General features: G+C 39.0%; 23 protein-coding genes and 1 other RNA gene. 12 read left to right on the top strand and 12 right to left on the bottom strand.

The genetic code is table 11. The features are described 5' to 3' along the window. Positions 1–71 precede the first annotated feature (71 nt). Positions 72–1,763: a M23 family metallopeptidase gene (locus ACOV1Q_RS05660; RefSeq protein ID WP_424493419.1), complete on the bottom strand. Its 1,692-nt coding sequence runs from the start codon at positions 1,761–1,763 to the stop codon at positions 72–74. Between the two features lie 185 nt (positions 1,764–1,948). On the opposite strand from ACOV1Q_RS05660, the gene ACOV1Q_RS05665 reads away from it, so the two are divergent. From ACOV1Q_RS05665 to ACOV1Q_RS05690, 6 genes are all read left to right on the top strand, one after another. Beyond that, positions 1,949–2,239 (top strand): hypothetical protein, encoded by a 291-nt coding sequence (locus tag ACOV1Q_RS05665; protein WP_424493420.1) that lies wholly within the window; start codon positions 1,949–1,951, stop codon positions 2,237–2,239. A gap of 9 nt (positions 2,240–2,248) precedes the next feature. Beyond that, a complete protein-coding gene (locus ACOV1Q_RS05670; protein ID WP_424493421.1) occupies positions 2,249–2,539 on the top strand; it encodes a cell division protein ZapA in 291 nt (96 codons plus the stop codon). Positions 2,540–2,593: 54 nt separating this feature from the next. Next, positions 2,594–2,701: non-coding RNA, 6S RNA (gene ssrS, locus ACOV1Q_RS05675), on the top strand. A 49-nt stretch (positions 2,702–2,750) separates the two neighbouring features. After that, positions 2,751–4,316, top strand: coding sequence for a ribonuclease Y (rny, locus tag ACOV1Q_RS05680; RefSeq protein ID WP_424493422.1), 1,566 nt, complete (start codon positions 2,751–2,753; stop codon positions 4,314–4,316). Between the two features lie 252 nt (positions 4,317–4,568). Then, the gene (locus ACOV1Q_RS05685) at positions 4,569–5,435 is read left to right on the top strand and encodes a manganese catalase family protein (RefSeq protein WP_424493423.1); all 867 of its coding nucleotides are present in this window, start codon (positions 4,569–4,571) and stop codon (positions 5,433–5,435) included. Between the two features lie 85 nt (positions 5,436–5,520). Continuing rightward, on the top strand, positions 5,521–5,952 hold the full coding sequence (locus tag ACOV1Q_RS05690) for a hypothetical protein (RefSeq protein ID WP_424493424.1): 432 nt from the start codon (positions 5,521–5,523) through the stop codon (positions 5,950–5,952). A 17-nt stretch (positions 5,953–5,969) separates the two neighbouring features. On the opposite strand, the gene pncA is transcribed toward ACOV1Q_RS05690, so the two are convergent. The 3 genes from pncA to ACOV1Q_RS05705 form a co-directional block, all read right to left on the bottom strand. Then, complete coding sequence (gene pncA, locus ACOV1Q_RS05695) at positions 5,970–6,590, bottom strand: bifunctional nicotinamidase/pyrazinamidase (RefSeq protein ID WP_424493425.1); 621 nt, start codon at positions 6,588–6,590, stop codon at positions 5,970–5,972. Positions 6,591–6,592: 2 nt separating this feature from the next. Then, positions 6,593–7,999 (bottom strand): nicotinate phosphoribosyltransferase, encoded by a 1,407-nt coding sequence (locus ACOV1Q_RS05700; RefSeq protein ID WP_424493426.1) that lies wholly within the window; start codon positions 7,997–7,999, stop codon positions 6,593–6,595. A 120-nt stretch (positions 8,000–8,119) separates the two neighbouring features. Then, complete coding sequence (locus tag ACOV1Q_RS05705; protein WP_424493427.1) at positions 8,120–9,016, bottom strand: transporter; 897 nt, start codon at positions 9,014–9,016, stop codon at positions 8,120–8,122. Between the two features lie 106 nt (positions 9,017–9,122). Between ACOV1Q_RS05705 and ACOV1Q_RS05710 the strand changes: the two genes are divergently transcribed. Genes ACOV1Q_RS05710 through ACOV1Q_RS05725 form a run of 4 tightly spaced genes read left to right on the top strand, consistent with a single transcriptional unit; the run spans position 9,123 to position 14,624 of the window. Then, positions 9,123–9,401, top strand: a complete 279-nt coding sequence (locus ACOV1Q_RS05710) for a DUF4834 family protein (protein WP_424493428.1) — start codon at positions 9,123–9,125, stop codon at positions 9,399–9,401. 24 nt (positions 9,402–9,425) lie between these two features. Beyond that, positions 9,426–11,846, top strand: a complete 2,421-nt coding sequence (locus tag ACOV1Q_RS05715) for a YfhO family protein (RefSeq protein ID WP_424493429.1) — start codon at positions 9,426–9,428, stop codon at positions 11,844–11,846. Between the two features lie 15 nt (positions 11,847–11,861). Next, positions 11,862–13,136, top strand: coding sequence for a glycosyltransferase family 4 protein (locus tag ACOV1Q_RS05720; RefSeq protein WP_424493430.1), 1,275 nt, complete (start codon positions 11,862–11,864; stop codon positions 13,134–13,136). A gap of 24 nt (positions 13,137–13,160) precedes the next feature. Beyond that, positions 13,161–14,624 carry an oligosaccharide flippase family protein gene (locus ACOV1Q_RS05725; RefSeq protein ID WP_424493431.1) on the top strand — a complete coding sequence of 488 codons (1,464 nt, stop codon included), beginning with the start codon at positions 13,161–13,163 and terminating at the stop codon, positions 14,622–14,624. Positions 14,625–14,697: 73 nt separating this feature from the next. On the opposite strand, the gene ACOV1Q_RS05730 is transcribed toward ACOV1Q_RS05725, so the two are convergent. Both ACOV1Q_RS05730 and uvrA read right to left on the bottom strand, forming a co-directional pair. Next, the gene (locus ACOV1Q_RS05730) at positions 14,698–15,792 is read right to left on the bottom strand and encodes a hypothetical protein (protein ID WP_424493432.1); all 1,095 of its coding nucleotides are present in this window, start codon (positions 15,790–15,792) and stop codon (positions 14,698–14,700) included. Between the two features lie 276 nt (positions 15,793–16,068). Continuing rightward, complete coding sequence (gene uvrA, locus ACOV1Q_RS05735; RefSeq protein ID WP_424493433.1) at positions 16,069–18,855, bottom strand: excinuclease ABC subunit UvrA; 2,787 nt, start codon at positions 18,853–18,855, stop codon at positions 16,069–16,071. A 244-nt stretch (positions 18,856–19,099) separates the two neighbouring features. On the opposite strand from uvrA, the gene ACOV1Q_RS05740 reads away from it, so the two are divergent. Continuing rightward, a complete protein-coding gene (locus tag ACOV1Q_RS05740) occupies positions 19,100–19,684 on the top strand; it encodes an RNA polymerase sigma factor (protein ID WP_424493434.1) in 585 nt (194 codons plus the stop codon). 303 nt (positions 19,685–19,987) lie between these two features. On the opposite strand, the gene ACOV1Q_RS05745 is transcribed toward ACOV1Q_RS05740, so the two are convergent. Then, positions 19,988–20,662 carry an endonuclease III domain-containing protein gene (locus ACOV1Q_RS05745; RefSeq protein ID WP_424493435.1) on the bottom strand — a complete coding sequence of 225 codons (675 nt, stop codon included), beginning with the start codon at positions 20,660–20,662 and terminating at the stop codon, positions 19,988–19,990. Between the two features lie 32 nt (positions 20,663–20,694). Between ACOV1Q_RS05745 and bcp the strand changes: the two genes are divergently transcribed. Next, complete coding sequence (gene bcp, locus ACOV1Q_RS05750) at positions 20,695–21,144, top strand: thioredoxin-dependent thiol peroxidase (RefSeq protein ID WP_424493436.1); 450 nt, start codon at positions 20,695–20,697, stop codon at positions 21,142–21,144. A gap of 74 nt (positions 21,145–21,218) precedes the next feature. Here bcp and ACOV1Q_RS05755 read toward each other — a convergent pair whose 3' ends face one another. The 5 genes from ACOV1Q_RS05755 to porX all read right to left on the bottom strand — a co-directional run bounded on the left by ACOV1Q_RS05755 (position 21,219) and on the right by porX (position 25,807). Then, positions 21,219–21,590 (bottom strand): DUF4258 domain-containing protein, encoded by a 372-nt coding sequence (locus ACOV1Q_RS05755; RefSeq protein ID WP_424493437.1) that lies wholly within the window; start codon positions 21,588–21,590, stop codon positions 21,219–21,221. A 6-nt stretch (positions 21,591–21,596) separates the two neighbouring features. Continuing rightward, positions 21,597–22,796 carry an alanine dehydrogenase gene (locus tag ACOV1Q_RS05760; RefSeq protein ID WP_424493438.1) on the bottom strand — a complete coding sequence of 400 codons (1,200 nt, stop codon included), beginning with the start codon at positions 22,794–22,796 and terminating at the stop codon, positions 21,597–21,599. A gap of 56 nt (positions 22,797–22,852) precedes the next feature. Then, complete coding sequence (locus ACOV1Q_RS05765) at positions 22,853–23,443, bottom strand: hypothetical protein (protein WP_424493439.1); 591 nt, start codon at positions 23,441–23,443, stop codon at positions 22,853–22,855. Positions 23,444–23,808: 365 nt separating this feature from the next. Beyond that, complete coding sequence (tsaE, locus tag ACOV1Q_RS05770) at positions 23,809–24,213, bottom strand: tRNA (adenosine(37)-N6)-threonylcarbamoyltransferase complex ATPase subunit type 1 TsaE (protein WP_424493440.1); 405 nt, start codon at positions 24,211–24,213, stop codon at positions 23,809–23,811. Positions 24,214–24,256: 43 nt separating this feature from the next. Next, positions 24,257–25,807, bottom strand: coding sequence for a T9SS response regulator signal transducer PorX (gene porX, locus ACOV1Q_RS05775; protein WP_424493441.1), 1,551 nt, complete (start codon positions 25,805–25,807; stop codon positions 24,257–24,259). Between the last annotated feature and the right edge of the window lie 10 nt (positions 25,808–25,817).

Here is a 25,817-nt window from a genome sequence, read left to right on the forward strand (position 1 = left end):
AGATGTTCAGTCAAAGACATTTTTAGACTCTTTGGCTGCTAAAGATCCAAAAATGGCATTTTTGCACTTCTTTATTCTTTTCTGAAAAAGGTCCTTTCCAGAACGGTGGTGTTGCCTACATTATCTGTTACTTCTACCTTCAGGTGATTCTCGGTCTCGGTGACAACTCCGTCGCTAAAGTTATGTGTGAGCAGGTTTTTCTTATATTCATATTCCATTAAAATGAATTTTCCGTTCACAGTGGCGCGATATTCTTTAATTCCGGAGAGATCATCAGAAATTCTCACTTTTAGATCATCATTATTGGAGATCCATTGCCCCTCGTTGAAGTTTACAGCGCTCACTCTCGGCGCATTTGTATCCCGGCCCAGCGTATATTCTCCAAAAGTGCGGGTTTTGGTGGTAAATCTATCGCCTTCCTTATAAGTAGTGGAATAAATGAGATTTCCATTGGAACTTAATCTTGCAATGAACATTTGTTCCCGGTCTTCGGGTTTGTATTTACTTACATCAAAACCAATGGTAATATTGCTGTGAATTGGCGTATCATCCTGGTGTAATTTCACCTTTTCATCTTCAAAAGTGACATCCAAAAAAGTATCCTGATAAAGACTATTTTTGGGAATGTAAACATCTATTCCGTTTGCTTCAAAAGCAGTAGCTTCTTCTGAATTTACGAAATAATCGGTTTCTATTTTTTTCGGAGCGGTCATGTTCTGGGGCATTTTTCCTTCTATGGGAATAGTGACAAGGCGCTCGTTACCGGCAAAATCTGTTACCCGAATTCTATAATTATAGGAAATGCTGTCTTTTACATCAATATATCCCTGGTTGGAAACATTGCTGTAGATGCTTAATGGATTCCCTTCTTCTACAAATAACTTCTGAACCCTGCTCCTGTACCTCGAGTAATATTCATAATCGATCAACTGATTTAAATGTCGTGTTTCAGAAAAAGAGAATTTCTCAAAGTTGGCCTGAAAGATCTTATCTCCATTTGCCACGGCTTCAATGCGGAATACTCCGTTACGGTTAGGCGCACCGTTTAGTTGGTCTACGGTTGAAATCCCGAACCCTATGGTGCCGCAGGCATTCACCTGTTCAGCTCTAAAAGAGCCATCGCTTTGAGGGATGAGGTTAAGCTTCTGTCTTTCTGTAGAATTATTAACGTGTGCATCTTCACCTACAGGATACACAAAAACTGAATTCACGAGCGGCGCACGACTGTCCTGTAGTTCAATTCCGAACATCATGGGGTTCATTGGTCGTTGCTGCCCATCACGAATTTCGAAATGAAGGTGAGGGCCCCCGCTACCGCCCGTGTTGCCACTAAATGCAACAAGTTCTCCCTGTTCCACCTGCAATTCATCGGCAGAAGGAAAGACTTCAATTTCATAACTTTCCCGTTCGTACTGCCGCTTTTTTATGTAAGCTTCAATTTCGGGAGAAAGTTTTTGCAGGTGTCCGTATACGGTGGTGTAGCCGTTAGGATGTTGAATGTAAAGTGCTTTTCCATAACCGTAGTGAGAAATGTTGATGCGGCTTATAAAACCTTCTGCAGAAGCGTACACTGGAAGTCCTTCCCGTTGCTGCGTTTTAATATCGAGTCCACTGTGAAAATGGTTTGATCTTAGTTCTCCAAAAGTCCCTGATAAAACCAGGTCTACATCCAGAGGATCCTGAAAATAATCCTGTGGGAGTTCGCTTTGGGAGTAAGATGTAAGGGTGTAGAGGCTTATTAAAAAAACAACAAGAATTCTCATAGATGGTCAAAAATGGGGTTTTAAGTAGTGTGTCAAAGATAGGCAATATAGCATCAAAAATTAAACCCTTGCGACTGAGGAGTTTATTTTTTCTGTTAACAATTGCTAAAAATTTGAACTCAAAATATTGTGTTATTTGGGAAGGTATGTTAACTTTGTAGGGATTAGCAGCACGAATAGCTTTAATGAGGAATTTATCTGAAATAGTTGGTAGTCTTGAAAGTAAGGTTGTAAAGTTGCTACAGGACCATAAGGTGCTAAAGCAAAAAAATCAATCCTTACAGGAAGAGGTATACAACTTAAAGCTGGAAAATCAACGATTGCAGGAAAATCTGGAATCTAGTGATAAACGCATCCAGACTCTTAAAGCAGCAAATGCTTTGCTGGGCAGTAATGATTATAAAAAAGAAACCAAGCTTAAGATAAACGGCTTGATAAGGGAAATTGACCAGTGTATAGTTCAACTTTCCGAATAAGAAGAGAAGATGTCTAACGCGCTTAAAATAAAGCTTTCAATAGCAGACAGGGTATACCCGCTTACAATTCATCCAGACCAGGAAGAAGGGCTGCGCAAGGCTGCAAAAAAGATTGAAGGTATGATTAAGCAATTCGAACAGAGTTATGCTGTTAGGGATAAGCAGGATGTGCTGGCTATGTGCGCCTTGCAGTTTGCCGCCCAAACCGAGCAAAAAGACATAAATACTAAAAGCGAAATTCTTATGGCTGAAGATAAGTTGAGGAATCTCGACGAATTGCTTCAGGAGCATTTGGTTTAACGTTCTTTAAATAAAACTAAGGTTACTGCCTGTATTAGTTATTTTTTTTGATAAACTCAACACCAATTCTTTAAAAAGGGTGAGTTTAAGTTGTAAAAGCGAGCCGTCTTCGAGCGGATACTTGATCAGCTTGTTAGCCCTAAACGTGATTTTAAAGAGTTTATACAAAACCATACTAATGCAGGCTTTTTTTATATATATAAACTAACATATGGAAACAACTACTATAATTATCCTTTCGGTTCTAATTGGTCTTGGAATAGGCTTTGCCATTGCAAAGATGCTAGAAAGGAAAAAGGCTTCTAAAATTATTCAACGGGCTAAAAAATCTGCCGCAGGAATCCTCAAGGAAGCAAAGCAGGAGGCTGAAAGCACGAAAAAAGACAAGATTCTACAGGCAAAAGAAAAATTCATTGAACTTAAAGCGGAACACGAAAAGGTTATTCTGGGGAGAGATAAGAAGATCGCTGATGCCGAAAAAAGGATTAGGGATAAAGAATCCCAGGTTTCCAGTGAACTGGCGAAAAATAAGAACTTAAACAAAGATCTCGAAGCTAAGATCGAAGATTACAACCATCGTAATGAGTTTCTTGAAAAGAAGCAGGAGGAAATCGAAAAGCTTCACAATAGTAAAGTACAGCAACTGGAAGTGATCTCCGGACTTTCGGGAGAAGAGGCCAAAGCCCAACTTGTGGAATCCCTGAAGGACGCTGCAAAAGCAGATGCCATGGCTTTGGTGCAGGACACTATTGAAGAGGCTAAACTTACAGCCCAACAGGAAGCTAAAAAGATCATCATCAATACCATTCAACGCATTGGGACAGAAGAGGCTATTGATAATTGTGTTTCTGTTTTCAACCTGGAAAGTGATGACGTTAAAGGGCGCATTATTGGTAGAGAAGGTAGGAACATACGTGCGATTGAAGCAGCCACCGGCGTGGAAATAATAGTGGATGACACCCCTGAAGCCATTATTCTGTCCTGTTTTGATTCCGTGAGACGAGAAGTAGCACGTTTATCCCTTCATAAATTAGTTACAGATGGTAGAATTCACCCTGCCAGAATCGAGGAAGTGGTGAAGAAAACCACAAAACAAATTGAAGAGGAGATCATTGAAGTAGGAAAACGAACGGTGATAGACCTCGGTATCCACGGTTTGCATCCTGAATTAATAAGAATAGTTGGAAGAATGAAATATCGTTCTTCATACGGTCAAAACCTGTTACAGCATTCACGCGAAGTGGCGAAGCTTTGTGGAGTAATGGCTGCGGAACTAGGTCTTAACCCAAAACTTGCAAAAAGGGCAGGATTACTGCACGATATTGGTAAAGTACCCGATGCTGAAACTGAAGTGCCACACGCCATTTTAGGAATGCAGTGGGCAGAGAAATTTGGTGAGAAACCAGATGTTTGTAACGCTATTGGAGCTCACCATGACGAAATAGAAATGAATTCTTTACTCTCGCCAATTGTTCAGGTTTGCGATGCTATTAGCGGCGCGAGACCAGGAGCAAGGAGACAGGTCCTTGACTCATACATCCAAAGATTGAAGGATCTTGAAGATATTGCTTTTGGGTTTAACGGAGTTAAAAAAGCATATGCTATCCAGGCAGGTAGGGAACTGCGAGTGATCGTGGAAAGCGAAAAAGTTACCGATGATAAAGCGGCAAATCTTTCGTTTGAAATTTCTCAAAAAATCCAGACAGATATGACTTATCCAGGACAGGTAAAGATCACGGTAATTAGGGAAACCAGGGCTGTAAATATCGCCAAGTAATATAAGCTACATCAATAGTGATATAAGGAATCCTGCTTTTGTTTAACAAAAGCAGGATTTTTTGTTTACAGATTTTATTGAAATGCTAATTTCTTGAGCTTCAGCAACGAATTCTTATCACAAGAATAACACATTTTTAGAGGTTAATTAACTTGTATTCAATTCATTGATGAGTACCTTGAATGGAACTTCGAAGGTGAAAATCAAGACACTATTTTCCTTCGGATATTACTAACCTTTAAAACTTTAAATATGTTTTACCACGATGGAAAGCTTCAGTATGAAGTGAAAGTTGACAAGCCTAATCCCCAATTTGCTAAAATGCTGCAACAGGCCATTGGCGGCATTGAAGGAGAAATGAAAGTATGCCTGCAGTATTTATTCCAGGCCTGGAATGCGAGAGGACCTGCAAAATACAGGGATATGTTGCTGGATACCGGAACAGAGGAAATGGCTCATATTGAATTACTGGCTACAGCAGTTGCCCTTAATCTTGAAGGAGCACCAAACGAACTTAAAGATGAGATTGCTGAAGGTAGCCCTTTCATGGAGCAGGTAATGGGCGGGGCAAACCCTAGACATATTCTTTCTTCTGGAATGGGAGCAATGGCTGTAGATGCGAGTGGTGTACCTTTCAACGGCTCCTGGGTGATAGGAACCGGGAATATGGCAGCAGATATGTACGCTAATGTAACGGCAGAATCTGCAGGACGTGTATTGGCTACCCGATTGTGGAAATCAACAGAAGATAAAGGAATGAAAGACATGCTTTCCTTCCTTATTGCCCGAGATACCATGCATCAAAATCAATGGTTGGCGGTACTGGAAGAACTTGGAGGTTTAAATGGTAATCATCCTATTCCAAATACATTCCCTCAAGCCGATGAAAACAAGAACTTCAACTATAACTTCATTTCAACCAAAATAGATGGCGAGAGTAAAGCGAAAGGTAGGTGGAGCGAAGGGAAATCAATAGACGGTAAAGGAGAATTTAGTTTCGACAAAGCGAAACCTTTTGGAAAAGAACCTAATTTAGGTGCACCACATCCTTCTGGCTTTGCCCAAAAAGAGCAAATGACAGGTGGTTTAAAAGATAAAGTAAAAAAGATCATCGATTAATCATTACCTGTCTTTAATACTCTAATTACTTTTTAAGGGTGCATTTTAAATGTACCCTTTTCTAATATCAAAATAAAATTCTACCATGTCTGGAAAACAACTTCTAATAGTTTTATGCTTAATAACTATTTTTTATCCCGGATATTCTATTTATCAACTTGAGGCGGCAATCCAGCTTCAGGAAAATGCTGCATTAGCTCAAAACAGGCTCCTTCATTTTCAAATAAGCATTTGGATCGTGTGGGTAATTTATATTTTAGCTGCGATCTACTATAAATGGGTTAAAAAGGGCAATTTTCTATTCTATTTTACCTACGGATTTCTTTTAATAGCTTTTGGTCTCTTTGGTTTTTACACACAGGTAGTGGTGAACGATTTCAACCTTTCTTCTCCCTTTCGGGATCAATACAGCCACGGAATTTTCACTGCAGTTCAAAACATAGTCATTTCGGGGGCTTTAACGGCTTTTTTACAGGCTGCGGTGTGGTGGTTTACCAGGAAATGGCATCGAAAATGAAAAGAACTGCTGAAGAATTACCGATAAGTATTTAAAATATCTTTGGAATGGACGATTTTTCCTCCTTTTTTGAGGATATCTTCTTTAGCTTTTTGATAATCAGAAGTATCTAAAGGTTTTGAAGCATCTTCAATCAAAGTGGCAGTAAAACCTTCTTTTAAAGCATCAAGAAGAGTAAAGTAAACGCATATGTCACCTGCCAGCCCGCAGAAATAGAGTTCAGAAGTGCCTTTTTCTTTAAGATATCCTGCAAGGCCAGTGCTTTTTTTATGTCCGTTGTCATAAAATCCGCTGTAGCTGTCAATTTCCGGGTCCATTCCCTTTCGAAAAATGGCCTCTATAGGCCTGTTCTCAAGATAGGATACAAAATCTGCTCCCGGTGTATCCTGAATACAATGATCTGGCCACAGCTTTTGTTCCAGCCCTTCTAATTCAATTATATCAAAGGTTTGCTTATTTTCATGATTAGAAGCAAAACTTTTATGGTTATTTGGGTGCCAGTCCTGAGTTGCCACGATAAGTTCAAAATGGGGCAGGAGATCATTAATTATGGGGACTACCTCATTCCCTTTAGGAACTGCAAGTGCACCGCCGGGAATAAAATCATTTTGAACATCTACAATTACCAGAGTTTTCATGATTAATTCATTTTATGTGCTTTCAAGATGCTATCTCTGCTCTGCTTTAGGTCTTCGCTAATTCCAACTTTGTAGATATGTGGATTAAAAAAACGTTTATATTCAGGAGGTAATTTCTTCAGTCTTTGATAACTGAAATTTTTTATTTCATCCAAAGTTTTTGGGGCGGTTGTTCTTTTACCGTTTTCCATAACTTTTTCGAGTATAATTTCAGTATTTCTTCCATTCAGAGAAAGGAACTTCAGCGGATCAGAAATATGATGCATCATTTCAAAAACCTTTTCCCCGGCCATTGTAATAATATCGGCACCGCTAAAATTACCTTCGGAATCCAGAATTCTGTGAACTTCCTTTTTGTGAGGCAAGGTCACTTTTTTGATAGTTTCAGAAAGTTTGATGTTTGGTTTTCCATCAAAAAAAGCAAGTTTGTATACTCCGTCCAGTGCAGCATCAGGATGACCCGTCACAAGATTTGTACCCACTCCAAAGATATCTATTGGCGCTTCCTGGTCAAGTAAGCTTTTAATCAAATGTTCATCTAGTTGATTGGATACTGCAATCTTAACGTAATTCAAACCGGCTTCGTCGAGCAGTTGCCGGGATTTTCTTGCCAGATATGCAAGATCGCCACTGTCCAGCCTGATTCCTTTTAAGCGCTGCCCCTTTTCCTCCATCTCTTTTCCTACCAAAATTGCATTGGGTACCCCACTTTTTAAGGTGTCATAGGTGTCAACCAGTAAAACAGAATTTTCAGGATGAACTTCAGCAAAATCCCGGAAAGCCTGTAGCTCATTTTCATAGCTCTGTATAAAAGAATGCGCCATGGTTCCGGAAACAGGAATGTTAAAATCCCTTCCTGCCCGTGTGTTACTACTGGCATCAAAGCCGCCTATGACAGCTGCCCGACTGGCATAATAACCTCCGGGGCCCTGTGCCCGGCGAAGACCAAAGTCTATAAGTGTTTTACCTTTCGCCTGGATGGCCATTCTGCTGGCTTTTGTGGCTATCAGGGTTTGGAAATTTAAGATGTTTAGAAGAAAAGTTTCAATTATTTGAGCTTCAATAATATTTGCCTCCACCCGCAGAATAGGTTCAGAAGGAAAAACAAGTTCTCCTTCTCGCATACTGTAAATATTTCCCCGGAATTTGAAATCTTTCAGGTACTCCAAATATTTTTCATCCAGGTTCAGGCTTTTCAGAAATTCAAGATCCGCTTCAGAAAACTTAAAGTTCTCCAGGATCTCCAGAATATTTTCCAGACCTGCAAACACCGCATACCCACCGTTAAAGGGTAACTTTCTAAAAAAATAGTCAAAAGTGGCTTTTTTCGATGTCTGCCTTTTTGAAAAAAAAACCTGCCCCATGGCAATCTGGTACTGGTCTGTATAACTACCTGTAAAATCTAACATTTCTTATTCTTGGTTTGGCGCCCTGTGGACTATAACTTACTGCCATTTTCAATTTACAAAAATTCTTGGGGAACAACAGCTCAATTTCTTTGAGTTTAGAGGGAATGTCGAAAAATGTGATTATTCATTTGTCTTCTCCAGGTATTCCTCTTCTTTATGCATGTCAAGTCGATAAGAAACTCCCAGAGCAACCTGCCATCTTGAGGGGGTTTCTTTAAAATTTATAAGACCTGAGACATCTGCCTGGAAATTGCGGTGAAAGAGATAGGCGAGACCGGCTCTGGCTATTTCGTCACTGTATATATCACTGATAATGGTCTGGAATTCTCCAAAAGCTGCAAATTTAGAGCTAAAAGAATGGGTCAAGGTTGCAATCCCCATATAGGTAGGAAACTCCTGCCCAATTTTGTCTGCTATAACATTGGTAACAAAAACCCATCCGCCGTTCCAGTTGTGCTGGGTAATTAAAGCTACTTTAGGACTCAGCTGCCCTTCTCCCTGGTACAAGTAAGGATTGTCTTTAAAGGAATAATTGGCACCTGCATAAAGTGAGACTGCGGGAATGAGTTTACGCCAGTCAAAACGTTGGTTGGCCTTCCAGCTGTACAAATTTACTTTTCTGTCCTGCCAGGTTTTATAGGGATCAAATACGAGGTATTTAATTCCCAGGGTATTGGTTTCAAAGTCGCGTATTTGATAACTTTCTTCTTCACCGGCTACAATATAGTTTGTGGTGCTGGAAAGAAAAGATCCTGAAAAATTGATTTCCAGCTGTTCAAAAAGGACTCCAAAGCGAAGTTCATAATCTATTCCCCAAAGATCCGTGGTTGTATTTAGCAGATTGTGCTGGTCTTCTCCAAATTTTCCTCCTGTTTCCAGTTGTAATACTCCTGTTCCTACAGAGAATGCGCCCTGTGAATTTCCCGGACGGTTTGAATTTATGGTCTCGGTATACTGGGCTTGAATTGAAAAGCTTCCGAAGATAAGAAAAAGTAAAAAGATGCGGGAGAGCTGCATAATACGGACCAATTTGTTCGACTCAAATATAGATATTTCTATATTTTTTTGGCCTGGAATGGTGGTTTTCTTTAGGCAGAATAGTAATTTTACCAAAAATTTAATAATGTACGAAGCTTCATTTTCTGAAGTGATTAGGGTGATTCTAATCATTCTTGTTATCTACTTCGGAATTAAAATACTTATTCGCTGGTTTGGTCCGCTTCTAATGAAATATATACTGCGGAAGGTGGGAAAGCAGTTTGAAAAGAAATTTAACCAGTTTGATACTTCTGGCAGAGCCAAAAAAAGAGAAGGAGATGTAACGATCGATAAGAAACCGAAAAACAAAAGGAAATCTAACAATGACGTGGGTGAATATATCGATTATGAAGAAATTGACTAATTTCCCTTCCAAAATGTACTTTTTATGAGTGGTTCTATAAAGCGATTTCTCCCTCACTTAGCAGTTCTTGCAGGTTTTATTATTATTTCACTTGCATATTTTTATCCGGTTCTGCAGGGAAAAGAGATTTTCCAAAGTGATATCGCCCAGTATATTGGCATGGCCAAGGAGCAAAATGACTTTAGGGAGAGAACAGGGCAGGAGCCTTACTGGACAGATGCTGCTTTTGGTGGGATGCCCACCTACCAGTTAGGCGCCAATTATCCTCATAATTACATCAAGAAGCTTGATCGTACCCTACGATTTTTACCTCGTCCTGCAGATTATCTATTTCTTTATTTTATTGGGATTTACATCCTGTTACTTGTTCTAAAACTTGACTATAAACTGGCATTTTTGGGTGCCCTTGCTTTCGGATTTTCTACTTATCTTATAATAATACTTGGCGTGGGTCACAATGCAAAGGCACATGCCATTGCTTATATGCCGTGGGTTCTTGGCGGAATTCTGCTTTGCTTCAGAAACAGATTTAATCCGGGGTTTCTACTTTTAGCCTTTGGAATGGCCCTGGAAATTAGTGCGAATCACTTCCAGATGACCTATTACCTTCTCTTGCTTGTCATTGTACTGGGAATCGTCTATCTCATTGATGCTTACAGGAAAAAGATCCTTCCGCAGTATTTTAAAGCTTTGGGAGTAATGGTTGCTGCCGTCGTTCTCGCTATTGGAGCAAACGCTACAAATCTACTGGCAACGCAGGAGTATGCGGAATTTAGTACACGTGGAGACAGGGGTCTCACCATCACGCCCGAAGGAGCAGAAGACAAACCTGCAGGTCTTGATTATTCCTATATTACTGAATATAGTTATGGTGTCCTGGAAAGCTTAAACCTTTTTATTCCAAGGTTTATGGGTGGTTCCAGCGCAGAAGATGTGGGAACAGAATCTAAAATGTATGCTGCTTTATTAAAAGTAGGAGCAAGCCCTGCACAGGCAGCCAATTTTGCCCAGTCTGCGCCAACTTATTGGGGAGATCAACCTTTTGTTGGAGCGCCGGCTTATATTGGTGCAACTGTAATCTTTTTCTTCATTTTTGCGCTGTACCTTGTAAAGGGGCGTTTAAAATGGTGGATCGTGGGAGGTTCTATTCTCGCACTTTTACTGTCCTGGGGTAAAAACTTCGGTCTGTTAACAGACTTTTTCATTGACTTTGTACCAATGTACAATAAGTTCAGGGCGGTATCATCTATCCAGGTGATTATTGAACTATGCGTCCCGGTTCTTGCCGTGGTTGGTTTATCAAAGCTTTTTTATTCTTCAGAAGCAAAAGATGTGAAATTGCATGCCTTAAAATGGGCAACGATCATCACCGGCGGACTTTCAGTAATCTTTCTCTTGTTTAAATCGATTCTCTTTGATTTTTCAGCAACAGGCGACGGCGCAATGCTGCAGCAATTGGGTCCCGATTTTTTAAGGGCTTTAAAAGAGGATAGAAAAGCGGTTTTTACGGCAGATACTTTCAGATCACTCATTTTTGTTCTCTTTTCTGCGGCGGTGATCTGGTTTTACTTAAAAGAGAAATTGAGCAGAAATCTATCAATTGTTCTTTTTGCTGTCTTAATTGTAGTAGATCTTGTAGGAGTAGATCGTAGGTATGTCAATAATGATGATTTTGTGAACTCCCGAATGGTAAACCAGCCCTTCCAGGCGAACCAGGCAGATTTACAGATCATGCAGGACGATGGACATTACAGAGTTTTTGATCTCTCCGGAAATCCGTTTAACACTGCAAGAACTTCTTACTTTCATAATTCTATTGGTGGCTATCATGCGGCCAAACCTGGAAGAATGCAGGAGTTGTACGATTTCTATATCTCCCAGAACAATATGAAAGTGTTGAATATGTTAAACACCAAATATTTCATAGTTCCTACCGAAGAAGGTGTGGTGGCCCAACAAAATCCTGAAACCCTCGGAAATGCCTGGTTTGTTGAAGATATTCAGCTGGTTGAAAATGCCAATGAGGAAATTCTTGCTCTGGAGAACTTTGATGCTTCAGAAACGGCAGTTGTGAATGAAAACTTCAGAGAATATCTTCCCAAATTGAATTTCAAAAAGGATGCTGCTGTGACCATTGAACTGGTAAATTATGAACCCAATGAAATTTTGTACAGGTATTCAGCAAAGGAGGAGCAGCTAGCGGTCTTTTCAGAAATATATTATCCTCATGGCTGGCAGGCCTATATTGATGGTGAACCTGCACCGCACTTTAGGGCGAATTACACCCTTAGAGCGATGGTTTTGCCTGCCGGGGAGCATGAGGTTACCTTCAGCTTTGAGCCCGAAGTCGTTGAAACTGGCAGTTCAATTGCTCTTGTAAGTTCTTTATTGCTGGGAATTTTGCTTATAGGAGGCATCGTTTTCAGTTACAGGAACAAGGAATAATTAATAGGTCAGCCTATGGAAAAAGTCCTGATCATCACTTATTATTGGCCTCCCGCAGGAGGACCCGGTGTGCAGCGATGGCTTAAATTCACTAAGTACCTCAAGGATTTTGGTTACGATCCCATAGTCTATGTTCCTGAAAACCCTCATTACCCGTTGCTGGATTCATCTCTGGAGGAAGAAGTGCCACAGCATGTAACAGTAGTCAAAAAAAGGATTTTTGAACCCTATTCTTTGGCAAAGATTTTCTCTAAAAAGAATACGCAGCAAATAAGTTCAGGGATCATTGCTGAAGAGGAAAAACAAAGTCTGCTGCAAAAGGCCATGATTTTTATCCGGGGGAATTTCTTTATTCCTGATGCACGTAAGTACTGGATAAAACCATCTATAAAATTCCTTTCAGAATATTTACAGGACAACGAGATCAAGAAAATTATTACTACCGGTCCGCCACACAGCCTGCATTTAATCGGACTTGGGTTAAAGGAAGAACTGGACCTGAAATGGATCGCTGACTTTAGAGACCCCTGGACGAGCATTGGCTATCATGAAAAGCTGAGATTGACCGAAACTTCCCAATTACAACATCGTGAACTGGAAAGAAGGGTTTTGCATAATGCAGATCATCTTATTACTACCAGTTTTACCACAAGAAATGAGTTCAGGGAAAAGACGACGACGCCGGTTTCGGTAATTACCAATGGCTATGATGTGCAGAATCATCAGGAGGTGAAAAGGGATGAAAAATTTACTCTTTCACATATTGGTTCTCTTCTTTCCGGAAGAAATCCTGTAAATCTTTGGAAAGCAATTGCTGAATTGACATCTGAAAATGACACTTTTAAAGAAGATTTTAAAATGAAGCTTGCAGGTGCGGTAGGAGAACAGGTTCTTAATTCCATTCGTGCCGCAGGATTATCAGATTTTCTTGAATTGAAGGGGTATGTATCCCACCGGGAAGCCTTAAAGCTTCAGAAAAGCGCTCAAATGCTGCTATTAATAGAAATTGATAGCGAAGAAACTCGTGGAATTATTCCCGGGAAAATATTTGAATATATGGTAAGCGGCAGGCCCATTATTGCTGTGGGGCCCGCAGGAGCCGATATCAAAAAGATTATTACCGAAACGAATACCGGGAAGTTCTTTGAATATTCTGAAAAAAAGGAGCTGAAAATGCACATCTTGGAGAGCTATAATGCTTTTAAAGAAAACAATCTTGAAGTAAATGCTGTTGGTCTTCAAAAATACCACCGAAAAGCACTTACGGGAGAATTAAGTAAGTTACTTTAGCGTCGGCCAATCCGAAGAAAATTCATGGGAATAATTATCAATCAATCTGCTAAAAATCTGGTGACTACGTATGCCGGCTTTGGGATTGGAGCTATAAATACCCTTTTTCTGTACACGAATTTTCTTGAACAGGAGTATTACGGGCTGGTGAGTTTTTTGCTTTCCGCAGCAAACCTTATCTGGCCGCTCATGGCTTTTGGAGTTCATAATACGCTTGTGAAATTTTTTTCCTCTTATTCCACAAAAGATGAAAAAGACAAACTTCTTACCCTCATTTTAATTCTTCCATTAGGAATTTCAATCATTTTGGGAGCAGTAGGTTACATTTCCTACGGGTTTATTTTGGATTATTTTTCAGATGGGAACGAGCTGGTACAGCCGTATGTGTGGCTTATTTTCGTGATCGCAGTCGCAACTTCCTATTTTGAAGTGTTTTTTTCCTGGTCAAAAGTAAATTATCAAAGCGTCTTTGGGAACTTTATGAAAGAGGTTTTTCACCGACTGTGCGTTTCGGTTTTACTGTTGATGGTATATGTAGGCTGGATCAGTGTATCAGAATTCATTTACAGCCTTTCCGGAGTTTTTATCTTTCGGGCGTTAGCAATGAAACTCTATGCTTTTTCGCTTTATTTTCCGAAGGTCAGGTTTGAATTACCTGCGAATAAATCTTCAATAATGAAATATTCGGCTTTGATCCTAATTGCAGGATCTATTGCGATGGTGCTTCTGGATTTAGATAAGGTGATGATCGAAAGGTTTCTGCCAATTGAAAATGTCGCCATCTACGGAATTGCGGTGTATATAGCTTCTGTTATTGCTGTTCCTTCCCGCGCGATGCATCAAATCACTTATCCTATGACCGCCACACTTTTAAATAACAGAGATCGTGCAGGGCTGGATGATCTGTATAAAAAAAGCTCTATTAATCTTTTGCTCGTGAGTGGATTCATTTTTTTACTGATCGTTACGAATGTGCGGCAGCTGTATGAATTAATTCCCGATGAATATCAAATTAGTTTTTCTATCGTGGTGCTTATTTCCTGCGTTAAACTTTATGATAACCTCATGGGAAACAACAATGCGATTTTGTTTAATTCCGATTACTACCGGCTGGTACTTGCCATTGGTGTGATGTTAGCCGTTTTAGCTTTTATCCTGAATCTAATATTTATACCGGAATATGGCATTTTTGGGGCTGCAATGGCAACCTTCATTGCTTATGCTGTCTACAACACCTCTAAAATTTTTATAGTAGGTAGAAAATTTAAGATCTTCCCATTTAGTATGAAGACCATATATGGTTTAGGACTTGTTCTTGCTTTTTCTCTTGGATTTTATTTCTGGGATTTTCCTTTTCATCCGGTGGTAAACATTTTTCTGAAGTCTGCTATTCTTGGGCTTCTCTATTTGCCTTTAATTTTTTACATGCAGCTTTCACAGGACATCAATATTATCATTGAAAAATTTCTGAAAAAGTTATTCCGCTAACAAAAGAAACTCCTCAAAGTTCTTACACATTTGAGGAGTTTTTCAACTAACCAACCAAAAATCGATTCATTTCTTAATTTCCCCTTCCGCGCGAGCTTCTGGAATTACTGTTAGTTGTCGCCGTTGGGGCAGAAGACCTAGAGGTCCTTGTTACAGTTGTTTCACTGCTTTTATTTCTAGCCGCAGGAGTATTTGCGCTGGAATATCTTCCCCGGGAATATGTTCCAGTGTCTCTTGAAGTCTCTCTTGTGTTGTTCCTTTGCTCTACCTGACTTCTAGATGCCCGTGTATCTCTTACTGTTGGTGGTTCGTTCACAGATACCCTGGTTCTTCCTCTGTTTTCGGTAGCATAAGTAGGTTGTTTCCTGGTGTTCCTCACATCTCTTGAAGTACCAGAATTACTTCTGGTTTCATTTCTTGACTCCATTCTTGTTGCTACAGTGTAATCAGAATTAAAATTTTGCGGTCTAAGGTCTCTTACTTCGCGGGTTCTGCTCCCTCTATGATAAGCGGTTGCATTTTCACCCGGCCTATAATAGCTTCTTCTGTGAGTGCTGCTGTGTTTCCTATAATAATCTACATAATAATTATAGGCAAAACGATTAGGATGATAATGTGCCCGATAAGGCTGGTGATAAACCACCGTATGATTTACGTGAGGTCGTACATAATAACTATGCCATGGCCTGTATACATAACGAGGATTATAAGCGTTGATATATCCGGAAAAACGGGTAACCCTTAGACGTGAATTGTAATGTAAATGTAAACCGCCAATCGTGGCCACTCTTCCAAAACGATTGTAGGATATATAAACGTTTCCTGCCTGAATGATCCTGCCATAATAATCGTAGAAAACAGGAACATTCTCTACCTGTATGACCGCTCCAAAATCATCGTACTGTACATAAGGATCATAATTGTATCCCGCATTATAACTAATGTTTACATGTGGCGTTACCACATTCACATTATACCCAGTTCTTCTGGAGTTGTAAAAGAAATCAAACTGCCCATCTGGATAAATGGCAAATTCAACACCACCTTCAACGAAGATAAAGGCATCTCCGTAGCCATATATTAAATTCTCTTCAAAAATTTTTGGTTCAGCCAGGGCAGAGCCTCCAATCACCAATAGAGCAAAAAGTAAGCTGTAAATCTTTTTCATAATGAAATAATTTAAATGAAACAAAGCGATTGGAGTCGATAAATGATTTCTTTCAAACGGCGTGCCAAAAATGTTGAAGAAACTATATTAGAAAACCCCGAAGGCTGTAAAAAGCACAACGGGGTTTCCAAACTAACCAACCAAAAAAATTATTAATCTAAAATGGTAACTGATGATAAGAAGATCATAAGTCTCTAAATTTCAAATTATTTCATTCAAAGGTTGTGCCAAGAATGATATTAATACAATAGGAGGTGTTAAAAATAAAATTTACTATTATAATTTTTCTTTTAAGAAGGGAGCTGTAAATGAAGTTTCGTTTGCAGCAACATCCTCGGGTGTACCGGTGGCAATTAGGTTTCCACCCGCTTCTCCACCTTCAGTACCAAGATCAATCACATGATCTGCGCACTTTACAAGATCCATATTATGTTCAATAACTATTACTGAATGTCCTTTGGCCAGGAGCGCATTGAATGACTTCAAAAGTTTTTGAATATCGTGAAAATGTAATCCGGTGGTAGGTTCATCAAAAATGAACAGCGCCTTTTCTTTTGTTGTCCCTTTTACCAGAAATGAAGCGAGCTTTATACGCTGCGCTTCACCGCCCGAAAGCGTAGAGGAACTTTGTCCTAGCTGGACATAGCCCAACCCAACATCCTGTAAAGGTTTAAGTTTGGATACGATCTTACTTTCTTTATTTTGGCTAAAGAACGCTACTGCATCATCAATAGTCAAGTTAAGAATGTCGTCAATATTTTTATCATCAAAAGTTACCTCTAAAATCTCTTTTTTGAATCTTTTCCCGTTGCAGGTTTCGCAAACCAGGTGAACATCGGCCATAAATTGCATTTCAATAGTAACTTCGCCTTCACCTTTGCAGGTTTCACAACGTCCTCCATCCACGTTGAAGGAAAAATGCTTCGGTTTGTATCCACGGATGTCTGAAAGTTTTTGATTTGAAAAGAGATTCCTAATATCGTCATAGGCTTTGATGTAAGTGACCGGATTTGACCTTGAGGAACGGCCAATTGGGTTTTGATCTACAAATTCCACTGTAGAGATCTTTTTGATATCGCCTTCTATTTTGCTGAATTGCCCGGGTTTTTCTCCATAACCACTTATTTCCTTAAGCATTGCCGGGTATAGAATTTTTTTAATCAACGTACTTTTACCACTTCCTGAAACTCCTGTCACCGCAGTGAAGACGCCCAGTGGAAAACGTACATCAATATTCTTCAGGTTATTTTCACGAGCCCCAATAACATCAACGTGATATTTTGAAGTACGTCGTTTCTCGGGAACTTTGATTTCCAAATTACCGTTGAGGTATTGTGCTGTGAGTGATTCCGAAGCTAAAATATCTGCAAAAGTTCCCGTAGCTACAACTTCTCCTCCCTGTGTTCCTGCTTCGGGACCAATATCAATAATTTCATCGGCCGCTTTCATGATATCTTCGTCATGCTCCACAACTATAACTGTATTACCCAGATCTCTTAATGATTTTAAAACTTCTATTAATTTCAATGTATCCCGCGGATGCAGACCAATGGAAGGTTCATCAAGTATGTACATAGAGCCTACAAGGCTGCTCCCAAGGGAGGTAGCAAGATTAATTCTTTGAGATTCCCCTCCAGAAAGCGTATTTGATTTTCGGTTTAGGGTTAGATAATCAAGCCCGACTTTAGATAGAAACTCCAGCCTGTTATTGATCTCGGTAAGAAGACGTTTCCCTATTTTTGCATCGTATTCATTGAGTTGAAGATTACTGAAGAAATCCCGCACCTTGTTTAAAGGCATTTCCACCAGTTGCATAATATTTGTGTCTGCTATTTTCACATAACCTGCTTCAGGACGGAGTCTTTTGCCTTTGCAAACGGTACATCTCGTTTTTCCGCGGTAGCGTGACAGCATCACACGGTTCTGGATCTTATATGCTTTGGATTCTAAGAATGCAAAAAATTGGTTTAATCCTTCAAAATGCTGATTGCCATTCCAAATGAGATCTTTCTGCTCCTCGCTAAGCTCAAAGTATGGTTTATGAATTGGGAAATCAAATTTGTGTGAATTATTCACCAGCTGATCCCGATACCAACTCATGCTCTCTCCCCGCCACGGAAATATGGCATTTTCGTACACAGAAAGCGAGGTATTGGGTATTACTAAATCCTCATCAATACCAATTACATCGCCATAACCTTCACATTTTGGACAGGCGCCATAAGGATTATTAAAACTGAAAAGATGTACATTGGGTTCGAGAAAGCTCATTCCATCCAGCTCGAATTTGTTACTGAATTGCCTTATTTTCTTTTTGGATAATATTTCAATAGTTAATTCTCCTTTACCTTCAAAGAAGGCAGTTTGAACAGCATCGGCGAGGCGATTGTAAAAATCCTCATCATCTTTCGTAACTATCCTGTCCACAACCAGCGAGAGATCCCTGGGTTCTATTTTAGAAAGATTCGTTTCATCTATTCTCGCAACCTTATCCTTTAACTTAATCCTACTGTAGCCTTGTTGCAGAAGTACTTTCAATTTCTCTTCCGGAGTTCGTCCTTCCTCAATATGAACAGGAGCCAACAACAACATTTTTTCTCCTTCAGGGAAGGATTTTATGAAGTTGATGACATCTGTGACGGTATCTTTTTTTACTTCATTTCCGGAGATAGGGGAGTACGTCCTGCCAATGCGTGCGAAAAGCAGTTTGAGGTAATCATATATTTCAGTTGAGGTGCCAACTGTAGATCTTGGATTGGTAGAATTCACCTTTTGCTCAATCGCTATCGCGGGGGCAATTCCTTTAATATAATCCACCTGCGGCTTATTCAGCCTGCCTAAAAATTGTCGCGCATAAGACGAAAGACTTTCCACATACCTTCTTTGTCCTTCGGCATAGAGCGTATCGAAAGCCAGGGAAGACTTACCCGAACCCGAAAGTCCTGTTAGCACTATCAGTTTATTTCTGGGAATGACCGCATTAATATTTTTTAGATTATGGAGTTTGGCTCCTTTTATTATGATATTTTCTTTGGGATCTATTTGCGAAACATCGACTGTCATAATCATAAATTCTTTGTAGCTGCAAAGATACTTAAACAATTGTTTTCTGAGGCAGGAGTGGGGAAAGCAATCTATTGAAGATTAGTTTGTTAAAAAATTTAACTTTTTCTTGTGCATGTGAAAATTTTCATGTTATATTTGCTCCTAGTTAACACCAAAACTCAACGCCTATAATATAAAGTTACTTTTTGAACTAATAACTAACCTACAGGTCTCCCCAACCCCTGTTAAAAAAGTAACTCTTATGGAACATGTTGAGCTAACCGATGCTTGTCTTGTAAAGAAATATATGAATGGAAATGAGAATTCATTATCTATTCTAATTGACCGCCACCAACAACGTATTTACAGTTTTATTTATTCCAAAGTATTTGACAAAGATGTCGCCGATGATGTTTTTCAGGATACTTTCATTAAGGTGATTCGTACCTTAAAGAGAGGTAAGTATAATGAAGAGGGGAAATTTTTACCCTGGGTTATGCGTATTGCCCATAATTTGGTTATTGATCACTTCAGAAAAAATAAAAGGATGCCGAAATTTGAAACCAGCGGTGATTTCAACATCTTTTCTGTTCTAAGTGATTCTGACCTTAATGCTGAAAAGCAAATTATTAAAGATCAAATAGAAGCCGATGTAAAGGAGTTGATCAAAGAACTTCCGGAAGACCAGCTAGAGGTGCTTGTAATGCGTATTTATAAAGAAATGAGCTTTAAGGAAATATCTGAAAGAACAGGCGTAAGTATTAATACGGCATTGGGTAGAATGAGGTATGCTTTAATAAATTTAAGAAAAGTTATAGAAAAACATAACTTGACTTTAACAAATTAAGACAATATACGGGTTTTAAATCCGTTATTCATGGTATAATCTTAATCGTGTAATAATGGCAAAACTCTACTCTAAGAATTCTTCTCTAAAAGTGAATTATTTACAACCGAAAAAAGAAAGTATACAATTTCTTTTGAATTATTCTAAAGCCTTGAAGATAAGCAGGTATAAAACCCTTCAATTTGAGTCTTTTATGAATTAGAAATTTAAACTTTATGAGGTTTCCAGATTTATGGGTGCCAAATTTTTGCTGTGAAAATTAGAATTAGCTGATTAAAAAAATCCTGCCAGGGCAGGATTTTTTTATTTCTTTTTTCTGGTGTTGGTTTTCTTCTTCAGGTATTCCTCCAATACACTTTTTCTGCCAATCGTTCTGGTAATTACGTCTTTTTCTAGGTTCCAGCCACGAGCCGGGGAATATTCTCTACCGTACCAAATGATTTGAAGGTGAAGTTCATTCCAAAGTTCCTTCGGAAATAGCCTTTTTGCATCCTTTTCTGTCTGGACCACATTTTTTCCGTTAGAAAGATTCCAGCGGTACATGAGACGATGGATATGTGTATCCACAGGAAAAGAGGGCACATCAAAAGCCTGTGACATCACCACGCTTGCTGTTTTGTGTCCTACAGCGGGCAATTCCTCCAGCGCCTCGATATCTGCTGGAACCTTCCCGTCGTGTTTTGCAATAAGTATTTTTGAAAGTCCGTAAATTCCTTTGGCTTTCATGGGAGAAAGACCCACCGGCTTTATGATTTCCCTTATTTCATCAATTGACAGCCTGATCATGGAATATGGATTATCTGCCTTGGCGAAGAGTAGTGGGGTAATTTGATTTACCCGCACATCTGTACTTTGTGCAGACATGAGGACGGCAATTAAAAGCGTGTAAGGATCTTTATGATCAAGAGGGATGGGAACTGTGGGATATATTTCTTTGAGAGTGTCTATTACAAACTGTACTTTTTCCTGCTTGTTCATTTATGATTAACTTTGAGACAAAAGTAAGAATTATGACAACATTAAAAGAAGGGGATAACGCACCCGAATTTTCAGCAAAGGACCAGGACGGGAATCAACACAGCCTTGAAGACTATAAAGGAAAAAAGTTGGTTGTTTTTTTCTATCCTAAAGCAAGTACACCGGGTTGTACAGCCGAAGCATGTAATTTGCGTGACAATTGGGAAACTTTTAGGTCTGCAGGGTATGAGATCCTGGGAGTAAGCGCAGACTCAATGAAAAGGCAACAAAACTTTAAAAATAAACATGAACTTCCATTTCCACTTTTAGCAGATGAAGACAAAGAAGTAATTAATGCATTTGGGGTTTGGGGGCCGAAGAAATTTATGGGTAAAGAATATGAAGGAATCCATAGAACCACATTTGTGATCAATGAAGAAGGAAAGATTACCGAGGTAATTTCAAAAGTAAAGACTAAAGATCACGCAGCTCAAATACTTTAGGTTCACATCTTCTGAACAAAAAATAAAAAGGCTTCAGTTTTCTGAAGCCTTTCTTGTATAAGGTGTCAAAAAGGTTATTCTAAAGCCACTTTTTGAAGCGTAGCAATAGAGTCGCAATTTTGAAAAAGCAGTTCCATATTTTTTTTCGAAGCTTTTCCTTTAATTAGATAGGTTTTACAGGAATCAAGATCTGTATTACTTCGGCTAAAATCTACGTCCCCGTTATTAAGGATGTAAGTAATTTGAGCCGAATCTATTTTATAAAGCTTCATATCTTCTAAAGCTTGAGTGGAGTATTCCCGTTCTTTGATGCGAATATTTTTCAGGACGCGGGCATCTGGAGAATAGTCACAGGAAGTTTTTTTTCCGCTTAGGAAGAATGCCAGAATAATTAGTCCAATGGCAAAACCACCAAGGTAGTAGCCAATTCGGTGAATTAATTTCATGAAAGTCTAGAAAATTAAGAGATTGATGTCCCTGTGAGTGAGATCAAACCAATCTGCAATAGATTTGTTGGTTAAAATTCCGTGGTAAAAGTACAAACCATTTCTCAAACCTTTATCAAACCTTAGAGTATTTTCCAGGCCGCCCTGTTCGGAAATATGCAGCAGGTAAGGAGTGAAAATATTGCTAATAGAAATGGATGAGGTTCTTGCATATCGTGAGGGAATATTTGGTACGCAGTAATGAATCACCCCGTGGTTTACATAAGTAGGGGAATCGTGGGTGGTAATCTCACTGGTTTCAATACATCCACCCATATCAATACTCACATCAATAATTACAGCACCGGTTTTCATATTTTCTACCATGGTCTCTGTAACCAAAATGGGAGAGCGATCTTTCCCTCTCACGGCACCAATGACAACATCACACTTTTTTAATGCCTTGATGAGGTTCTTAGGCTGAATAGTAGATGTGTGCAGCGGTCGGCTCAGGTTTGCCTGAATTGTTCGGAGTCTCGTAAGAGAATTGTCAAATACTTTGATGTTTGCTCCCAGTCCTAGAGCAGACCGTGCTGCAAATTCTCCTACCGTACCAGCACCAAGTATTACTACTTCAATAGGAGGTACTCCACTAATATTTCCAAACATAAGCCCATTTCCCTGGGCATTATTACTCATTATTTCTGAAGCGATGAGTACAGATGCTGTTCCTGCGATTTCGCTCAAGGCGCGCACAGCGGGATAAGATCCATCATCATCCCTAATGAATTCAAAAGCGAGCGCGGTAACTCTTTTTGCCGCCAGCTTCTGAAAAAAACTCTTTTCCTGGGTCTTTAACTGAAGAGCTGAAATAATGGTAGTTTGAGGATTGACCAAATCCAACTCTTTAAGGGTAGGAGGCTCAACTTTAAGGATCATGGGGCACGAGAAAACCTTCTTCGTATCGGCAGTTATCTCAGCACCGGCTTCAGAATAATCTTTGTCTGTAAAACTTGCGCCGTTTCCTGCACCCGATTCAACGATGACGCGGTGACCGTGTGCAGTCATAGCTGCAACGGCATCTGGTGTAAGGCAAACCCGTTTTTCCTGGTAGGCGTTTTCCCGGGGAATCCCAATAAACAACTCCCCTTTATGTTTGTAGATTTCTAAGGTTTCTTCCTGCGGAATAAGTTGTTCTTTTGTGAACGGAGAAACTTGGTCGGTCATAATTCAAAAATAACAGAATTTAAATTACGACTTTTTTAGACAGAAAAGCAAGGATATTAAAGCTTGACGTAATAATCTTCCTCAGGAAGCTCATTAGCTTTTTCCGATTCTCTAAACTCTTTTACGTCATTGAAATCCTTATCTGAAAGATTTGAAAAAGGGGAAAGATTTTCCTCTTCGATTTCGCTGAGATCTATTCCATATATGCGGTCAAAAATTCTTATTCTTACTAAATATACTATAGAGAGAATAATGATGAAAAATGGTGCAAGATAAATTAAATCCCCGTTGTCTAAATCGATGGTATTTAAATAATAATCTTCATAAAATGCAGAGAGAAGTTGATACCCATACATAACTAGAGGAACGAGTATTACATGATACCACCAGTGTTTACAGGTGAAAAACCATATTAGCAATAACATGAGTGGAATTAATTTACCTAAATAGGTCCATGCTGCAGCTAGAACACTTTTATAATAAAGGCTCTCATATGTAAAAAAAGAAGTTTCCCAAACGGAACCGCTTGGGAAAATCTCATATAAATAAAAAATAAATGGTGTTAGAGCAATTATTAAAGCTATAATACTACCCGTTAGTAGGAACTTTGATGAGTCTTCTATCGATTGCCGATTTTTTAATTTCATTCTGATTATCGTTGTTACCAGTGTTTGAAGTTGCAAATAAAGTAGCTCCAAAAATAGTTGCGGCGAAGATAATAGCTTTGATTTTCATTTTATAAGGTTTTTAAGGGTTTTTGTTTTGATTACTGAAGCAAACCTATAAAATTACAACACGCTAATTATAAATACATTATTCGTACTTTTGCGCCCTTTTTTGAGCAATTTTTTCGTCTTTTTTACAATGCAAATATCGTTTCATTTCTGTTAAAATTAGTCAATTTTTAGTTCAACTGCACAAATAAAAAAATGATTATTTCCGATAATCCTGTTTAGGAAAGAAAAAACCTACAAAACGAAGGGTGAGGGCAATTAGAAAAATCCTTATTTTTTTAACTTAATTTTAACATTCTTGAAGCTTTGTCTAAGCTCGAAATTTCCACTTTCTGCACCTCACTTTCAATAAATTTCTCAATTTTTTGAGGCCATTCAATAAATTTCCAGGCGGTGGAATTTAAATAATCTTCAATTCCCATGTCTAAAGCTTCATTTTCATTTTCAATTCTGTAGAAATCGAAATGATAAATGGGTTCAATTTCAGTTTCGTATTCGTTTACTAAAGAAAAGGTAGGGCTGGAGGCAATATCAGTAGCTCCTAAGGCTTTTACAAGGGATTTGATGAGAGTCGTCTTTCCGGCGCCCATTTCTCCATAGAACAAGAGGGTCTTGCTTTTGGTGTTGTCAAGGATCTCCCGGGCAACAGAATCAATTTCTGACAGCAGGTAGGTCTTTACCATTTATTTCAAAAGATTTAAAGTTGTAAATATATGTAATTAATTGTTACCTAGGAGATAACACTACGAACGGAATGATCATTTCCTCAAGAGAGACCCCTCCATGCTGGAAGGTATTCCTGTAATAACTTACATAATGATTGTAGTTGTTAGGGTAGGCAAAGAAAAGATCTCCACGGGCAAAAATATACGAACTGCTCATATTTATTGTAGGTAAACCAATAGATTTTGGATTTTTTGCTGCTAAAACTTCTTTATCTTCATAAGTAAGGCTCTTTCCTGTTTTGTACCGAAGATTCAAACTGGTTTCTTTATCACCTATAACCTTCGAAGGATTTTTAACGTTAATAGTACCGTGGTCTGTCGTTAGGATGAGTTTAAAGCCTAGTTGCTGTGCCTGCTGAATGATTTCTAGCAATGGTGAATTCTTAAACCAACTGTGAGTTAATGAGCGATATGATTTGTTGGTGGAAGCAAGTTCCTTAATGACTTCCATTTCTGTTTTGGAGTGGGAAAGCATGTCTACAAAATTATAAACCACCGCAGTAAGGTCATTGTCCTTCTGACTTTTAAAATTTTCGACCAGCTTTTTTCCGGCTTTAAGACTGCTTATTTTATGATACTCGTATTTTATATTTTTCCCCAGTCTTTTTAGTTGTCCCTCCAAGAAGTCATTTTCGTGCATGTTTTTACCTCCTTCATCTGTATCGTTTTTCCAGAGATCGGGATGTAATTTTTGCATCTCACTAGGCATCAATCCAGAGAAAATGGCATTCCTGGCGTATTGAGTAGCGGTTGGAAGAATGCTGTAAAATGGCATTTCCTGCTCCTTTTTATAGTAATTGTTTACCACAGGTTCAAAAGCCTTCCACTGGTCATATCTCATATTGTCTATAACTACAAGAAGAGTAGGTCTTTCCTTACTTATTTCGGGCAAAACTTTTTCCCTAAACAGGGTATGAGACATAATTGGGGCATCGGCATCTTTTTCAAACCAGCCCGGATAATTTTTTTCAATGAACTTAAAAAATTGAGAGTTTGCTTCCACTTTTTGAGACTCCAGGATTTCAAACATTCCCGGGTCTTCAATATTTTCAAGCTCCAGTTCCCAATAGATCAATTTTTGATAAAGATCTGCCCATCCTTTGTGGTCATTGATCATGGCCATTTCCATCGCTATTTTTCTAAACTCCTGCTGATAGCTGGAGGTAGTCTTTTCTGAAACCAGCCGGGAATGATCGAGATTTTTCTTCAGGCTTAACAGAATCTGGTTTGGGTTTACCGGTTTTATAAGATAATCTGCTATTTTGGAGCCTATGGCTTCCTCCATGATGTATTCCTCTTCACTTTTCGTGATCATAACCACCGGAAGATTGGCCTGCTTCTCCTTAATTTCAGAAAGAGTTTCGAGGCCGCTGAGACCCGGCATATTTTCGTCTAAAAAAACAATATCAAAATTCACATTTTCGACTTCCTCAAGCGCTTCTGTTCCACTCTGGCATTTGTGAACTTCATATCCTTTCCCCTCGAGAAAGAGAATATGCGGTTTTAGCAAATCAATTTCATCATCTACCCAAAGTATTTTGATATTATTCATATATGTATCT

This window comes from Salinimicrobium maris (genome assembly GCF_049680855.1).
GTDB lineage: Bacteria > Bacteroidota > Bacteroidia > Flavobacteriales > Flavobacteriaceae > Salinimicrobium.

Excerpts from the sequence above, each read along its gene's own strand:
- ACOV1Q_RS05660 (WP_424493419.1), bottom strand. The coding sequence starts at position 1,763 with ATGAGAATTCTTGTTGTTTTTTTAATAAGCCTCTACACCCTTACATCT.
- ACOV1Q_RS05665 (WP_424493420.1), top strand. The coding sequence starts at position 1,949 with ATGAGGAATTTATCTGAAATAGTTGGTAGTCTTGAAAGTAAGGTTGTA.
- ACOV1Q_RS05670 (WP_424493421.1), top strand. The coding sequence starts at position 2,249 with ATGTCTAACGCGCTTAAAATAAAGCTTTCAATAGCAGACAGGGTATAC.
- rny (WP_424493422.1), top strand. The coding sequence starts at position 2,751 with ATGGAAACAACTACTATAATTATCCTTTCGGTTCTAATTGGTCTTGGA.
- ACOV1Q_RS05685 (WP_424493423.1), top strand. The coding sequence starts at position 4,569 with ATGTTTTACCACGATGGAAAGCTTCAGTATGAAGTGAAAGTTGACAAG.
- ACOV1Q_RS05690 (WP_424493424.1), top strand. The coding sequence starts at position 5,521 with ATGTCTGGAAAACAACTTCTAATAGTTTTATGCTTAATAACTATTTTT.
- pncA (WP_424493425.1), bottom strand. The coding sequence starts at position 6,590 with ATGAAAACTCTGGTAATTGTAGATGTTCAAAATGATTTTATTCCCGGC.
- ACOV1Q_RS05700 (WP_424493426.1), bottom strand. The coding sequence starts at position 7,999 with ATGTTAGATTTTACAGGTAGTTATACAGACCAGTACCAGATTGCCATG.
- ACOV1Q_RS05705 (WP_424493427.1), bottom strand. The coding sequence starts at position 9,016 with ATGCAGCTCTCCCGCATCTTTTTACTTTTTCTTATCTTCGGAAGCTTT.
- ACOV1Q_RS05710 (WP_424493428.1), top strand. The coding sequence starts at position 9,123 with ATGTACGAAGCTTCATTTTCTGAAGTGATTAGGGTGATTCTAATCATT.
- ACOV1Q_RS05715 (WP_424493429.1), top strand. The coding sequence starts at position 9,426 with ATGAGTGGTTCTATAAAGCGATTTCTCCCTCACTTAGCAGTTCTTGCA.
- ACOV1Q_RS05720 (WP_424493430.1), top strand. The coding sequence starts at position 11,862 with ATGGAAAAAGTCCTGATCATCACTTATTATTGGCCTCCCGCAGGAGGA.
- ACOV1Q_RS05725 (WP_424493431.1), top strand. The coding sequence starts at position 13,161 with ATGGGAATAATTATCAATCAATCTGCTAAAAATCTGGTGACTACGTAT.
- ACOV1Q_RS05730 (WP_424493432.1), bottom strand. The coding sequence starts at position 15,792 with ATGAAAAAGATTTACAGCTTACTTTTTGCTCTATTGGTGATTGGAGGC.
- uvrA (WP_424493433.1), bottom strand. The coding sequence starts at position 18,855 with ATGACAGTCGATGTTTCGCAAATAGATCCCAAAGAAAATATCATAATA.
- ACOV1Q_RS05740 (WP_424493434.1), top strand. The coding sequence starts at position 19,100 with ATGGAACATGTTGAGCTAACCGATGCTTGTCTTGTAAAGAAATATATG.
- ACOV1Q_RS05745 (WP_424493435.1), bottom strand. The coding sequence starts at position 20,662 with ATGAACAAGCAGGAAAAAGTACAGTTTGTAATAGACACTCTCAAAGAA.
- bcp (WP_424493436.1), top strand. The coding sequence starts at position 20,695 with ATGACAACATTAAAAGAAGGGGATAACGCACCCGAATTTTCAGCAAAG.
- ACOV1Q_RS05755 (WP_424493437.1), bottom strand. The coding sequence starts at position 21,590 with ATGAAATTAATTCACCGAATTGGCTACTACCTTGGTGGTTTTGCCATT.
- ACOV1Q_RS05760 (WP_424493438.1), bottom strand. The coding sequence starts at position 22,796 with ATGACCGACCAAGTTTCTCCGTTCACAAAAGAACAACTTATTCCGCAG.
- ACOV1Q_RS05765 (WP_424493439.1), bottom strand. The coding sequence starts at position 23,443 with ATGAAATTAAAAAATCGGCAATCGATAGAAGACTCATCAAAGTTCCTA.
- tsaE (WP_424493440.1), bottom strand. The coding sequence starts at position 24,213 with ATGGTAAAGACCTACCTGCTGTCAGAAATTGATTCTGTTGCCCGGGAG.
- porX (WP_424493441.1), bottom strand. The coding sequence starts at position 25,807 with ATGAATAATATCAAAATACTTTGGGTAGATGATGAAATTGATTTGCTA.